This is a genomic window from Sphingomonas bisphenolicum (genome assembly GCF_024349785.1).
GTDB lineage: Bacteria > Pseudomonadota > Alphaproteobacteria > Sphingomonadales > Sphingomonadaceae > Sphingobium > Sphingobium bisphenolicum.
Genome location: NZ_AP018817.1, coordinates 1514485 through 1529150, shown reverse-complemented (window position 1 = coordinate 1529150; position 14666 = coordinate 1514485). Strand labels below are relative to the sequence as shown.

The following is a 14666-nucleotide window of genomic DNA, read 5'->3' as shown; positions in this document are numbered from 1 at the left end:
CACGCACCCCTAGCCCCTCCCTTAAAAGGGAGGGGGATTAAGAAAGTACCTACCGCGTCGGATAATTGGGCGCTTCCCGCGTAATCGTCACGTCATGGACATGGCTTTCCGACAGGCCCGCATTGGTGATCTGCACGAAACGCGCGCGTTCCTGCAAATCCTTGATCGTGGCGCTGCCGGTATAACCCATCGCCGCCTTCACGCCGCCGACCAGCTGGTGGATGACATCCTTGGCCGGTCCCTTGAACGGCACCTGGCCCTCAATGCCTTCGGGCACCAGCTTCATCTGGTCCTTGATGTCCGCCTGGAAATAGCGGTCGGCGGACCCGCGCGCCATCGCGCCGACGCTGCCCATGCCGCGATAGCTCTTGTATGCGCGGCCCTGATAGAGGAACGTCTCGCCCGGCGCTTCCGCCGTGCCCGCCAGCAGCGACCCGACCATGACGCACCCCGCGCCCGCCGCCAGCGCCTTGGCCAGATCGCCCGACGTGCGCAGCCCGCCATCGGCGATCACCGGCACGCCCTGCTTGGCGGCTTCCTCGGCCGAATCCATCACCGCGGTCAACTGCGGCACGCCCACGCCCGCGACCACGCGCGTGGTGCAAATCGATCCCGGCCCGATGCCGACCTTCACGCAATCCGCGCCCGCGCCGATCAGCGCCTTGGTCGCTTCGGCGGTGGCGACGTTACCCGCGACCACCTGCACATGGTTGGACAGCTTTTTTACCGCTTCGACGGCAGCGGACACCTGCTTGCTATGGCCATGGGCGGTGTCGATGACGATCAGGTCGCATTCCGCGTCGATCAGCGCACGGCTGCGCTCCAGCCCCTTGTCGCCCACCGTCGTCGCGGCGGCGACGCGCAGGCGGCCAGTGCCGTCCTTGGTCGCCTGCGGATAGGTGACCGCCTTCTCGATATCCTTGACGGTGATGAGGCCGACGCAATGATAGCCCTCGTCCACCACCAGCAGCTTTTCGATCCGGCGCTGGTGCAGCAGCCGTTGCGCCTCTTCCTGGCCGACGCCGACCTTGACGGTGGCGAGGTTATCCTTGGTCATCAGTTCGCTGACCGGCTGCTTGGGATTTTCCGCGAAGCGCGTGTCGCGATGCGTCAGGATGCCGACCAGCTTGCCGCTCTGTTCCACGACCGGAATGCCGCTGATCCTGTGCCGTTGCATCAGCATCTGCGCATCGGCCAAGGTCGCTGTGGGCAGGATGGTGATCGGGTTGACGACCATGCCGCTCTCGAACCGCTTGACCGCACGCACCGCGTCGGCCTGTTCCTCGACGGTCATGTTCCGGTGCAGCACGCCGATGCCGCCCAGTTGCGCCATGACGATCGCCATGTCCGCCTCGGTCACCGTGTCCATCGCCGACGACAGGATCGGGATGTTCAGCTTGATCTCGCGCGTGACATAGGTCGACGTGTCCGCCTGGCTGGGCAGCACATCGGATTCGCCGGGCTGCAACAGCACGTCGTCAAAGGTGAGACCGAGGCGGATATCCATGGAAAAAGCCACTTTCTGCTGCGGAACCGACGCCGAAAAAGGCAGCGCTTCCGGGGGATTTGTGGCGGCCCATGTAACCACTATGGGCGCGGACGGCCAGACCCCTTGGGGGATTTTATTGCGGGGAAAAGGGCGAACCGTGATGAGCCTCGCAAGATGTCAGCTGTGGGTGGATAGTGGACTGGCGGCGTCTTATGCCCCGCCCGCTAGGCGGGAGGAGGAACAATCGGCTTCTTGTCGCCTGCGGACACTGAACCGCCCAACAAAAAAGGGCGCAACCACCGGCTGCGCCCTCATTATAACATCGCTGCGATCAGCCCTTACGCCCCTGCAGGACTCGCCTCGCCGAACGGGCCCTTGCGCTTGCGGATGCGCGGGATGGAGGAGCCCGCCGCCGGGATCACCGACGGCTTGATCGTCGTGCCGTCGTCGCGGGTGATCTCGCCCTTTTCCAGCAGCGCCCGGATTTCCTCGCCGCTCAGCGTCTCATATTCCAGCATCGCGTTGGCGAGCAGGTGCAACTGGTCCTCATGGCCCTTGAGCAGTTCCTGCGCGCGGGCATAGCCCTGTTCCACCAGCCCGCGGATTTCCGCGTCGATCAGCTTGGCGGTCTCGTCGGACATATGGACGCGCTGGCTCTGCGAATAGCCCAGGAAGGTCTCGCCCTGCTGCTCTTCATATTGCAGCGGCCCCAGCTTGTCGGACATGCCCCATTGGGTGACCATGTCGCGCGCCAGCTTGGTGGCGTACTGGATGTCGCCCGACGCGCCGCTCGACACCTTGTCGTAACCGAAGATGATCTCCTCGGCGACGCGTCCGCCCATGGCGACGGCCATGTTCGCGTGCATCTTGTCGCGATGATAGCTGTAGCTGTCCCGCTCCGGCAGGCGCATCACCATGCCCAGCGCGCGGCCGCGCGGGATGATCGTCGCCTTGTGGATCGGGTCGGACGCGGCTTCGTGGACCGACACGATGGCATGGCCGGCCTCATGATAGGCGGTCATCTTCTTCTCGTCGTCGGTCATGACCATGGAGCGGCGCTCCGCACCCATCATGACCTTGTCCTTGGCGGATTCGAATTCGTCCATCGCGACCAGCCGCTTGCCCCGCCGCGCCGCGGTCAGCGCCGCTTCGTTGACGAGATTGGCGAGGTCCGCGCCGGAAAAGCCCGGCGTGCCGCGCGCAATGACGCGGGGATCGACGTCGGGCGCCAGCGGCACCTTCTTCATATGCACGGCCAGGATCTTCTCGCGCCCGTCGATGTCGGGACGAGGCACGACGACCTGGCGGTCGAAGCGGCCCGGCCGCAGCAGCGCAGGGTCCAGCACGTCGGGGCGGTTGGTCGCCGCAACGATGATGATGCCTTCGTTCGCTTCGAAGCCGTCCATCTCGACCAGAAGCTGGTTCAGCGTCTGCTCGCGCTCGTCATTGCCATTGCCCAGGCCCGCGCCGCGATGGCGGCCGACCGCGTCGATTTCGTCGATGAAGACGATGCAGGGCGCATTCTTCTTGGCCTGTTCGAACATGTCGCGCACACGGCTCGCGCCGACGCCCACGAACATCTCGACAAAGTCGGACCCCGAAATGGTGAAGAAGGGCACGCCCGCCTCCCCCGCGATCGCGCGGGCCAGCAGCGTCTTGCCGGTGCCGGGCGAACCGACCAGCAGCGCGCCCTTGGGAATCTTGCCACCCAGACGCGCGAACTTGGTCGGGTCTTTCAGGAACTCGACGATTTCCTGAAGCTCTTCGCGCGCCTCATCGATGCCGGCGACGTCGTCAAACGTCACCTTGCCATGCTTTTCGGTCAGCAGTTTGGCCTTGGACTTGCCAAAGCCCATCGCGCCGCCCGCGCCGCCGCCCTTCTGCATCTGGCGCAGCACGAAGAAGGCGATGCCCAGGATCAGCAGGAACGGCAGCGACTGGTAGATGAGGATCTGCCAGAAGCTGGGCTGGTCCTGCGCCTGGCCCGAATATTTGACGCCATTATCGTCCAGCAGGCTGGTCAGGCCCGGATCGGCGACGGGAATGGTGGTGAACTTCTGTCCGCCCGACAATGTACCGCTGATCTTGTCCGGTGCGATGGCGACGTCCTTGACCTGGCCTTCCTGCACCTTGGACCGGAATTCCGAATAGGCGATGCCGGTCCCCGCGCTGGACGCGGTCCGGCTGTCGAACAGCGACACGAACATCAGCAGGGCGACGATCACGCCCGCCCAAATCATGGCGCTCTTGATCCAGGGGTTGCCCTGCGGGTCTTTCTCGTCGTTCATCATCACTCGCTTTCACCGGCCAAGATAGGGCGCGCCGGCAAAAGCGCAAGCGCACGCAGTCCCGTCCCGACCGCTATTTCACGCGCCGCGCGCCAGGGTTCAGGCGACGCCCAGCAGCGTCAGCGCGACATAGGCCAGCGCCAGCGCCACCCCGCCCGACAGGCCGCACAGCAGATAACCGACATAGAGCAGCAACGGCGAATGCGGCCGCCCGCGCTTGCGATTACGCTGCGCCGCCGAAAGAATGACACTGGCCAACAGGCCATAGGTCAGTGCCGCAAATTCCACCATGCACCAGATTCCCCGCTATAAAGGCCGCAGGATAGCCATGGCGGCCGTTAAAGAAAGGTCATTGCACCGCATCAAATCGGCGAAGCGTGGGGCTTGCGCGACAATCCGTGGAACCTTTCCGTAACGATTATTGCGGCGTGCGCCGCGGCGGCGCAGGATGCAGCGTCCATTGCGTCCCACCCTTTAATAGCCAGTCGCCCATACTCGCCTGCCCGCCGGCCATTGCGGCCGCCATGGCGCGATCCAGGCTGTCGCCGCGCGGCGGCTGCGCCTCGCCCCGCTCCAGCATGAGCAGCAAGAGCCGCCGCAAATATTCGCGCGGCAGGTCCGTACGTTCCAGCCGCCACCCCGCCCCGTCGGCGCGCACATGCTCTGCGGCCAATGCCGCCACGCTCCACCCGATCGCCATGTCCGCCTCCGCCAGCGCCGCCGCGCTGCGCGCCGCCGCCTCGACATCCAGCCAGGGCGCCTGGCTCAGCGCCGTCCGCAGCGCCGCCCGGTCGAAGCGCGGATCGGCATTGGACGGATCATGGACATGGGGCAGGCCCTCCCCGTCGGCCAGCGCCTGCAACGTCGCCTTACGCACCCCCAGCAGCGGGCGGATCACCCGGCCCGCACCCGATGCCGATCGCGCGCGCACCCCGGCCAGTCCGCCGACGCCCGACCCGCGGTTAAGGCGCATCAGCATCGTTTCCAGTTGGTCGTCGGCATGATGGGCGGTCATGACCCAGTCGATCCCTTGCCCGGCCCGCCATGCCTCGATCAACCGATAGCGCAGCGCCCGCGCCCAGGCCTGAACATTGCCCGCCACCGGCCGGTCGGGCGTCAACGTCGCATGGGCGATACCCCGATCCGCGCACCAGCGCGCGACCATCGCCGCTTCATCTGCCGATTCTGCGCGCAGTTGATGATCGACCGTTACCGCCGCCACGCGATCCGGAAAGGCGCGCACGGCCAGCCACAGCAAAGCCATGCTGTCCGGCCCGCCCGACACCGCCACGCCGAAACGCGCCGCCCGGTCGTCCCCGACCAGCGCACGCGTCGCCGCGTCCAGCCGCGCTACCAGCGCGGTCGCATCGCTGCTTAGCTGCACTTCGCCTTGGCGCGGCCTGCAGTCATCATGCCGCGCAGGGTGGAAGAGAGGCTGCCGCCATAGACCTGCTCCAGCTCCTGATAGACCTTGCACGCATCGGCCGGCTTCTTGAGCTGGATCAGCGCATCGCCCAGATAGGCGAGGCTGTCCGCCGCACGGTCGCCGCGCGGGCGCTTCTGGTAATTTTCATAGAAGGCGACCGACGCGAGCGCCGGCTTGCCATCGTCCAGATAGGCGCGGCCAAGCAGGTTCTGCGCCTTGCTGGCGACCGGGCTGGCGCCATATTTCTCGACCGTCGCCTTTAGCTGGCCCTGCGCCTCGGGATAGAATTTGGCGTCCCACAGACGATAGCCATAATTATAGGCGTCGCTGGCGGCATCGCCGGTGTCGGGCCGCTCCACCGCCGCGACGGCGGCCTTGCGTGCGTCGCTCGCGACCGGCGGCGCAGCAGCAGGGGCCGGCTTGGCGGCGGCGGGCCGGGGCTGGGCCGCGATCGGCGCGGCCTCTGCCGGTACGGATGCGGATGCGGACGGCCGGGGCGTGGGCACGGCGACGGGCGCCGGCTCGGCCATGCGCGCGTCATTCTCCGCCTTATATTTGTTGAACGCCTCCTCCAGCTGGCGGAGCTTGTAGCTATTCTCCTCCACCTGGCCCGTGATAGAGGCGAGCTGCGATTCCAGCGCGCCGACCCGCGCGGTCAGGTCGGCGATCGGGGTGGACGCGGGCGATCCGGGCGCGATCGTGGGCGTGGCCGGGCGGCTGATCTCCGCCTCGATCGGGGTACCGGCCGGAAACACCTTGCGCTGCACCGCGCGCATTTCCTTTTCCAGCCGGTCGACCCGCACCTCCACCGGCGCGTTCTGCGCAGCGGCGGGCTGGACCATGACAGGCATGGCAACGGCCAGCAAAGCCGCCGTTGTCGCAAGAAGGGCGTTACGCATGATGATCCCCGACTGATATTCCTGGCTTAACCATAAGGCGATATTTCGCGCGGTAAAGCGCGACGTCGCCTGTCCGCCCGACCGCCCCCGTCAGGGTTGCGGTGCAGCGGTCCCGTCGCCGACGGGTGCAACCGGCGCAGGCGTCGGAACGGCTGGGCTGCTCGCCTCGCTCCGCCCGGTTCCGCCCTGCCCCGCGCCTGTCCGGCGTGGCGCCGGACGGGCCGGCGCCACGGCCGGGCCGGCCACGGGCGCAGCGCCGCGCGCCAGCAGCGCTTCGGCGCTGACCGGCACGTCCGCGATGGTGCGATCGGCCGCGCCGAGCGGCGCGATCGGCTTGCCCCCTACGGTCACGCTCAGCGCCTGGGGGCGTCCGGTCAGGATCATCGGTCCCTTGGCGGACGGCGGCAGCGTGAAGCTCTCGCCCTTCTTGAGCAAGCCGTCCTTCAACCGCTCGCCCGCCTCGTCATAGATGCGCAGCCACACGTCGTCGACGGCGGTGAACACCACCGGCTGGGCGGCGGGCGCGACAGGCGCGACGCCGGGGGTACGTTCGGCCGCGGGCTGGGCCTGCTCCTGCGCGATTTCTTCGCCGGTCGGCGGCGTCATCAACTGGGTCCGCCAGATGGTATAGCCCGCGATCAGCACGATCACGATCGCCAGCACCACCCATGCCAGCCGCCGCGGCGGAACCCGTGCGGGATCGACCGGCTCGAACGCCTCGTACCGCGCGCCCATGTCGCTATTATGCACGCCATGGCGCACCTCGGCCGCGATCGCCACCTCGTCCAGATCGACCGCGCGAGCATAGGCGCGGGCGAAACCGACGGCATAGGGGATGCCCGGCAGGGCCGCATAATCGTCGCGCTCGACCGCTTCAAGCTGGCGCTGGGCGATGCGCGTGCGGGTCGCGACGTCCTGGATCGAAAGACCCTGCGCCTCCCGCGCAGCACGTAGCTTGGCGCCGGGGGTCGAAGGCTGCGCTTCCGGCGCGCTTTCCGCCCCGGTTTCGAGTTCTGGTTCGTCTGCCATGCTGCTCCGCGACCTGTGATGGCCGGCCTTGTCTCATTGCGGGACGGGCGTTGTCAACGCCGCGTCCGCCCATTCAGTTCAGTTCGATGTTCCGTTCGACCGCCCATTGCGTCAGTCGCCCGCGAATGTCGATGACCCCGGCGTCCAGCAACTCGCGCATCAGCACGCGCAATTCCTCCGCATCGATCGCGCGGATCATCGCCTTCACCGGCCCGACCGACGCAGGGGTGATCGACAGCCGTCGCACCCCCAGCCCGATCAGCGCCAGCGCCTCCAGCGTGCGCCCGCCCATTTCGCCGCACACGCCGACCGGCACCTGATAGTCGTGGCATGTCCGCACCACCCGGTCCAGGAAGCGCAGGATCGCGATGCTCAGCCAGTCGTAGCGCTCGGCCAGCTTGGGGTGCGCCCGGTCGGCCGCGAACAGGAACTGGGTCAGGTCGTTGGTGCCGATCGACAGGAAATCCAGCTTGGGCAGCAGGATATCCAGCACCTCGGCCAGCGCCGGCACCTCCAGCATCGCGCCATAGCGCACCGCGATCGGCAGCTTCTTCTTCTGCCCCTGCAGCCATTCACGCTGATGCTCGACCAGCGCGCGCGCCTCTTCATATTCCCATGGTTCCGACACCATCGGGAACATGACGTGCAGCACCTTGCCCGCACTCGCCTCCAGCAACGCGCGCGCCTGCGCCTTCATCAGGGCGTCTCGATCCAGCGCCAGCCGCAGCGCGCGCCAGCCCATCGCCGGATTATCCTCATGCTCGTCATCGTCGCGCTGCATATAGGGCAGCGCCTTGTCCCCGCCGATATCGACGGTGCGGAAGATGACGGGCCTGTCTCCCGCCGCGTCCAGCACATCCTTGTAGAGCCGCTGCTGCTTCTCGCGCTGCGGTAGCGTGGCCGACACCAGGAACTGGAATTCGGTGCGGAACAGGCCGATCCCGTCCGCGCCCACCATGTCCAGCGCCTGCGCATCCTCGCGCAACCCGGCATTGACCATCAGTTCGACCCGCTGCCCGTCCGCCGTCACCGACGGCAGGTCGCGCATGGCGACGAACTCGGCGCGGCGCTTCTGCGTGACGTGCAGCTTGCTTTCGAACGCCTCTTCCATGTCGGCGGTCGGGCGAATCAGCAGCGTGTTGGCCCCGACGTCCATCAGGATCAGGTCGCCTTCATTCACCAGATGGCGGATGTCGCGCACCCGGCCCAGCACCGGCACGCCCATGGCGCGCGCGACGATGGTGACATGCGCGGTCAGCGACCCTTCCTCCAGGATCACGCCCTTCAGCCGCCGGCGGTCATATTCCAGCAGCTCCGCCGGCCCCAGATTGCGCGCGATCAGGATCGCGTCCTGCCGCAGCCCCATTTGCGCCGCCGTACCCAACTGCCCCGAAACGATCCGCAGCAGGCGGTTGGCCAGATCCTCCAGATCGTGCATCCGGTCGGACAGCAGCGGATCGTCGATCTGCCGCATCCGCATCCGGGTGCGCTGCTGCACCCGCTCGATCGCCGCCTCGGCGGTCAGGCCGCTGTCGATCGCCTCGTTGATGCGCCGCGTCCAGCCCTCGTCATAGGCGAACATCTTGTAGGTTTCGAGCACCTCCTGATGCTCGCCCTCCATGCCGAACTCGGCCGCGCCGGTCATCCGGTCGATCTGCTCGCGCATCTTGGTGAAGGCGGAAATCACGCGCTGCCGCTCCGCCTCGGTATCCTCCGCGACGGTATGTTCGATATGGACGCGCGGCTGGTGGAAGACGACATGGCCGCGCGCCATGCCCATCACCAGTTGCAACCCGTGCAACATGGTCGTGCCGGTGTCTGTCACCCGCTGGTCGGCCGGGCCGTCATCGGCCAGTTCGGCGTTCGCGATCAGCTCGGACATCACCATGGCGACGGTCTGGAGCGCCTCGATCTCCACCTCTTCATATTTGCGCGGATCGGCATGTTGCACGCACAGAACGCCGATCGCGCGCTCGCGCCGTACGATCGGCACGCCTGCGAAACTATGGAACAGTTCTTCGCCGGTTTCGGGACGATAGGAGAAATCGGGATGCGACGCCGCCTCGTCCAGGTTCAGCGTCTCGACATTGGTGGCGATCAGGCCGACCAGGCCCTCGCCCATCGCCATGCGGGTGACATGGACCGCTTCCTGTTTCAGGCCGCGGGTCGCGAACAGCTCCAGCACGCCCTCGCGCACCAGATAGATGGAGCAGACCTCGCTCGACAGCGACTCGCCGATAATCTCCACGACCTTGTTCAGCTTGGTCTGCGCGCTGTTGCGCGCAGCCATCACCTCCTGCAGGCGGACGAGAATCTGTCGGGCGGCGGCGGCGGGTGTGCTGGGCATGATAGCAGCGCTAACAGATTGAAGCCCCGCTTTCCAAGGCGTTTCCTATGATCGCCGCGCCAATATTGTTGAGCAGACCTTATTTGCATGGCGGAAACATTCTGTACAATCGTCCAGCAAGCTGGAAGCCCGTTACGGGCGTGCAGGGAGGAACAGGGATCATGGCGACGCAACTCGAACCGGCAATGGAACAGGATCTGATCGATCGCGGCTATTCGCGCCGCCAGTTGGCGAAGGTCGCCGCCCTGCTCGGCGCGGGGGCCGCCGCGATCCGCGTGACCGGCGCGGGCGCGCAGCAGGCGGCCAAGGCGGTGGCCGGCGCCGTGCGCATCGGCGCCAATGAATGCTGGACCGGCCCTTTCCCGGTGGCCGCGCAGGCCGCCTTCAAGCTGGTGCAGGAAGGTAATCGCTACGAGCCGGACAATGAACATCAGAAATTGTTCGACGCCGTCGCCGCGGTGGAGGGCATTCCCGCCGACCGCGTCACCGCCTGGCCCGGCTCGTCCGACCCGCTGAGCCGCGTCGCCGTCGCCTATGCCTCGCCCACGCGCGGCATCGTCACCGCCGACCCCACCTATGAAGCGATCTGGCGCACCGGCGACTGGCTCGGCGCCAAGGTGACGAAAGTGCCGCTGACCAAGGATTTCGCCCATGACGTGAAGGCGATGCTGGCGGCCGATCCCAATGCGGGCGTCTATTATATCTGCTCGCCTAACAACCCGACCGGCACCATCACGCCGATCGCCGACATCGAATGGCTGGCGAACAACAAGCCCAAGGATGCGATCCTCGTCGTCGACGAAGCCTATATCCACTGGGTCGATGGCCCCAATGCCGCCAGGCTCGCCGCCACGCGCGACGACGTGCTGATCCTGCGGACCTTCTCGAAGCTGTTCGGCATGGCGGGGATGCGCCTCGGCCTCACCTTCGCCAGCCCCGCGCTGATGGAAAAGATGATGCGCTATGATGGCGGCCAGGTGACCGGCATGTTGCCGATGACCGCCGTCGCCTGCGGTACCGCCTCGGTCGGCGAGGCCGCCCTCATCAAGGCCCGCCGCGCCGAAATGGTCGCTGCCCGCGAAAAGTCGGTCAGCCATTTGAAGGCCAAGGGGATCAAGGTCATCCCCGGCAGCCAGGCGAACATGTTCATGATCGACTGGGGCAAGAAGACCGCCAAGGAGATGCAGGCCGCCCTGCTCGCCGCCAATGTGCAGATTGGTCGCAACTGGCCGATCTGGCCCACCGTGTCGCGCGTGTCGGTCGGCTCGATGGAGGAAATGGAAGCGTTCAACGCCGCGGTCGACAAGGTCTGGAAGGCATAGTCGCAGCAGACCCGAAAAACGCATAAAAATTACGAAATCTCAGGGCGGCGCATTGTGGAAATGCGCCGCCCTTTCGTTTTCCCCCATGAGATTTGAAACCGAAATCACACGGGGACGGACGACATGACCATGATGCTGACCAAAGACGCCAAGGAAGACATGATCGAGCGCGGCTATTCGCGCCGCCAGTTGGGTGAGGTTGCCGCGCTGCTCGGTGCCGGCGTCGCCGCCAGTTCGCTGCTGGGCGGCAGCGCCATGGCGCAGCAGCAGGCCGCGCGCGGCGTCAAGGGCGCAGTGCGCATCGGCTCCAACGAATGCTGGACCGGGCCCTTCCCCTCGGGCGTTCAGGCCGCCGCCGAAGCCGCCTCGTTCGGCAACTGGTACGACCCCGACAATTATAAGGGCGACCTCATCAAGACCGTCGCCGGCGTCGAAGGTATTCCCGAAGCGCAGGTCATGCCCTGGCCCGGTTCGGGCGGTCCGCTGGTCAGCATCGTCGCGGCCTATTGCTCGCCCACCAAGGGCCTGGTGACGGCCGATCCGACCTTCGAATCCGCCTGGCGCACCGCCGATTACATGAAGGCCCCCATTGCCAAGGCGCCCCAGGCGATCGGCAAGGGCCATGACGTCAAGGCGATGCTGGCCGCCAACCCCAATGCGGGCCTCTATTATATCTGCACGCCCAACAACCCGACCGGCACCATCACCCCGCTGGCCGACATCAAGTGGCTGCTGGACAACAAGCCCGCCGACGCGATGCTGCTGGTCGACGAAGCCTATATCCACTTCTCCGAAGCCCCCAGCGCCGCCTCGCTGATCGGTACCCGCAAGGACATCATCGTCATGCGGACCTTCTCGAAGCTGTTCGGCATGGCGGGCGTGCGCCTTGGCCTGACCTTCGCCGATCCCGAAGTGCAGAAGCGCATTTCGCTGTTCGGCCCCTCGGCCGGCGGCCTGGCGATCACCGCCATGCACTGCGGCAATGCGGTCTACAAGGAAGCCGCCCTCATCAAGGCGCGCCGCGCCGAAATGATCGCCAACCGCGACGAGACGATCGCATGGCTGACCAAGAAGGGCATCGAGGTACAGCCCGGCAGTCAGGCGAACATGTTCATGGTCAACTGGAACAAGCCGGCCAAGGAAATGCAGGCCGCGCTTCTGGCGTCGCCGGAAAAGGTGCAGATCGGCCGCAACTGGCCCATCTGGCCCAATGTTTCGCGCGTGACCGTCGGCAGCGCCGACGACATGGCCAAGTTCCGCGCCGCCGTGGACAAGGTCTACAAGGCCTAAAGGCTGAGCCACCCATAGGCGCGCAGAAAGGCGTCCGGGCAACCGGGCGCCTTTTTTGGTGATGGTGAATGAAGGTGAGAATAATGTATGCCCCTCCCGTAACCGGGAGGGGGAACCTGCACATGTTCACCCTCACCCCGCCCGCGCCGCCAGCACCGCGATCATCTCCCGCCCGAGGTTCGCCAGCGGCCCGTCGCCCTCGCGCGCGTAGAGCGACACGAGCATCGGCGCGACTCCGCCCAGATCGCGCCGCCGCACCACCGCCGCCCCGCCCACGCCCGCCAGCGGCAGCAGCGACACGCCCACCCCGGCCGCGACCGCCGCCACGACGCTTTGCAGGCTGCTTCCCGAAAAGGCGACGAACCAGCGTCGCCCCTCCCGCTCCAGCTGCGCGAACATCGCCTCGCGATACAGGCCACCCGCCGGAAAACAGACCAGCGGCAACGCCTCCTCCTCCTCCATCGCGCCACCCTCCGCCGCCGTGAACCAGCCCAAAGGCTCCGCAAAACTCGCGCGGCAATCCGGCCCGGCCACCGCTTCCTTGACGATGACGATATCGAACTCTCCCTGCCGGTATCGCTGCGCCAGATCGCGGCTCAGCCCCGTCGTCGCGTCCAGCCGGATATGCCGGTGCGCCCGCGCAAAGCCGGCAAAGGCCTGCGCCATCGCCCCCGTCGCCAGATCCTCCGGCAGGCCGATGGAGATCGCCGCCGTCCCCGCCGGATCGCGCAGCAGCAACGCGGCATCCTCATTCAGCAGCAATATCCGCCGGGCATGGCCGATCAGCCGTTCCCCCATCGCCGTCAGACAAACCGGCCGCGCCGACCGGTCGACCAGCCGATGCCCCGCCATTGCCTCCAGCCGGCCGATCTGCTGGCTGATGGTCGACTGGGTCATGTTCAGCCGCTCGGCCGCATGGGTGAAATTGCCGCTATCGGCAATGGCGACAAAGCTGCGCAGCAGGCAGGGATCGAACATAGACGTCATTATCACTATGCATACTATCCATTCCAACATCTAATTTGCGCATGATGGCGACGCCGCTAAAATCGTCCTTCCCCCACCGGAGCGCAGACCGACGATGAAGACACTGCTGGCCACCGCCCTGCCCCTGGTCGCGCTGTTCGCATCGCCCGCACTGGCCTCCCCGCAACAGGGCGACATGATGATCCGCCACGTTTCCGTGATCGACGTCGAGCATGGTCGCGCCAATGCCGATCAGGCCGTCGTCCTGCGCGGCGCCGACATCGTCGCCGTCGGCCCGGACCGCGCGATCAGCAAGGCATGGCGCACGCCCAGCGCGATCGAAGGCAAGGGCCGCTTCCTCATTCCCGCGCTCTGGGACATGCATGTCCATTTCGGCGGCGGCCCGGACCTGATCGAGGAGAATAAGGCGCTCCTTCCCCTTTATGTGGCCCATGGCATCACCACCATCCGCGACTGTTCCGGTGACCTGCCCGACAGCGTGCTGACATGGCGCCACGATATCGCGAGCGGCAGCCTGTTCGGCCCGCGCCTCCTCACTTCCGGCGCGAAGATCGAGGGGATCGCGCCGGTCTGGAAGGGCACGATCGAAGTCGGCAGCAGAGCCGATGTCGACGCCGCCATCACCCGACTCCAGCAACGCGACCATGTCGACTTCGTGAAGATCACCGACAGCACCTTGAAGCCCGACCTGTTCCTCTACGCCGTAGCGCAGGCGAAGGCCCACGGCCTGCGCAGTTCGGGCCATATCCCGATGGCGCTGACCGTCGGACAGGCGGTGGACGCCGGCATCAGTTCGATCGAGCATCTCGACTATGCCTATAAGGCGGGCGTGAAGGACGAAGCCGCCATCGCCGCCGATTTCGCCGCCGGCCGCATCGACCGGGCGGAGGCCAATCGCCGCATCGACGCCGGTTTCGACACCGACACCGCCATGGCCGCCTATCGCAATTTCGCCGCGAAGGGCGTGTTCGTCACCCCGACGCTCAACGGCAGCCGCATCCTCGCCTATCTCGACCGCGATAGCCACGCGAACGATCCCTATCTCGCCTTTATCGGGCCGAAACTGCGCAAGACCTATGACTGGCGCATCCAGCGCGCGGCAGGGGCCGACCCTGCCGCCACCGCCGCCCGCCACGATCATTTCGAACGCGTGGCCGCCATATTGCCGCTGCTGCAAAAGGCGGGCGTGACGATCATCGCCGGCACCGATGCGGGCTTCCTCAACAGCTTCAACTATCCCGGCATCGGCCTGCATGACGAACTGTCCCTGTTCGTGAAAGAGGGCCTCACGCCAACCCAGGCCCTGTCCGCCGCGACCCGCGCCGGCCCCGCCTGGTTCGGCCAGCTCGACCGCTATGGCAGCGTAGAGGCCGGCAAGGCCGCCGACCTCGTCCTGCTCGACCGCAATCCGTTGCAGGATATCAACGCCACCCGCGCCATCGCCACCGTCGTCATGCGCGGCAAAAGCTACGACCGCGCCGCGCTCGACTCCATGCTGGCCGATACGAAGGCCAGGGTCGCCGACTGGAACAAGGCGCCCTGATTTGCTTAAAATCCCTCCATGCATTACCATGTTCCACTAAATGGAC

At 66.4% G+C, this 14666-nt stretch carries 11 protein-coding genes; 3 read left to right on the top strand and 8 right to left on the bottom strand.

Annotated elements, in window-relative coordinates; genetic code table 11:
- Positions 1-49 precede the first annotated feature (49 nt).
- The 7 genes from guaB to ptsP form a co-directional block, all read right to left on the bottom strand.
- Positions 50-1507, bottom strand: coding sequence for an IMP dehydrogenase (gene guaB, locus SBA_RS07645; RefSeq protein WP_224547205.1), 1458 nt, complete (start codon positions 1505-1507; stop codon positions 50-52).
- 320 nt (positions 1508-1827) lie between these two features.
- Positions 1828-3777, bottom strand: coding sequence for an ATP-dependent zinc metalloprotease FtsH (gene ftsH, locus SBA_RS07640; protein ID WP_224547417.1), 1950 nt, complete (start codon positions 3775-3777; stop codon positions 1828-1830).
- A 99-nt stretch (positions 3778-3876) separates the two neighbouring features.
- The gene (locus SBA_RS07635) at positions 3877-4068 is read right to left on the bottom strand and encodes a hypothetical protein (RefSeq protein WP_224547206.1); all 192 of its coding nucleotides are present in this window, start codon (positions 4066-4068) and stop codon (positions 3877-3879) included.
- Between the two features lie 127 nt (positions 4069-4195).
- Entirely contained in the window at positions 4196-5161 is a 966-nt protein-coding gene (gene tilS, locus SBA_RS07630) for a tRNA lysidine(34) synthetase TilS (RefSeq protein WP_261936426.1), read from the bottom strand.
- Positions 5152-6102 (bottom strand): tol-pal system YbgF family protein, encoded by a 951-nt coding sequence (locus SBA_RS07625; RefSeq protein WP_261936425.1) that lies wholly within the window; start codon positions 6100-6102, stop codon positions 5152-5154. Before SBA_RS07625 ends, tilS begins: the two co-directional genes overlap by 10 nt.
- 90 nt (positions 6103-6192) lie before the next feature.
- On the bottom strand, positions 6193-7131 hold the full coding sequence (locus SBA_RS07620; RefSeq protein ID WP_261936424.1) for a helix-turn-helix domain-containing protein: 939 nt from the start codon (positions 7129-7131) through the stop codon (positions 6193-6195).
- 73 nt (positions 7132-7204) lie between these two features.
- Complete coding sequence (gene ptsP, locus SBA_RS07615; protein WP_224547211.1) at positions 7205-9478, bottom strand: phosphoenolpyruvate--protein phosphotransferase; 2274 nt, start codon at positions 9476-9478, stop codon at positions 7205-7207.
- A gap of 161 nt (positions 9479-9639) precedes the next feature.
- Between ptsP and SBA_RS07610 the strand changes: the two genes are divergently transcribed.
- Positions 9640-10800 (top strand): pyridoxal phosphate-dependent aminotransferase, encoded by a 1161-nt coding sequence (locus SBA_RS07610; RefSeq protein ID WP_261936423.1) that lies wholly within the window; start codon positions 9640-9642, stop codon positions 10798-10800.
- A 123-nt stretch (positions 10801-10923) separates the two neighbouring features.
- On the top strand, positions 10924-12090 hold the full coding sequence (locus SBA_RS07605; protein ID WP_261936422.1) for a pyridoxal phosphate-dependent aminotransferase: 1167 nt from the start codon (positions 10924-10926) through the stop codon (positions 12088-12090).
- Positions 12091-12222: 132 nt separating this feature from the next.
- Here SBA_RS07605 and SBA_RS07600 read toward each other — a convergent pair whose 3' ends face one another.
- A complete protein-coding gene (locus tag SBA_RS07600; protein WP_261936421.1) occupies positions 12223-13077 on the bottom strand; it encodes a LysR family transcriptional regulator in 855 nt (284 codons plus the stop codon).
- A 94-nt stretch (positions 13078-13171) separates the two neighbouring features.
- On the opposite strand from SBA_RS07600, the gene SBA_RS07595 reads away from it, so the two are divergent.
- Positions 13172-14620 carry an amidohydrolase family protein gene (locus SBA_RS07595; protein ID WP_261936420.1) on the top strand — a complete coding sequence of 483 codons (1449 nt, stop codon included), beginning with the start codon at positions 13172-13174 and terminating at the stop codon, positions 14618-14620.
- Positions 14621-14666 lie beyond the last annotated feature (46 nt).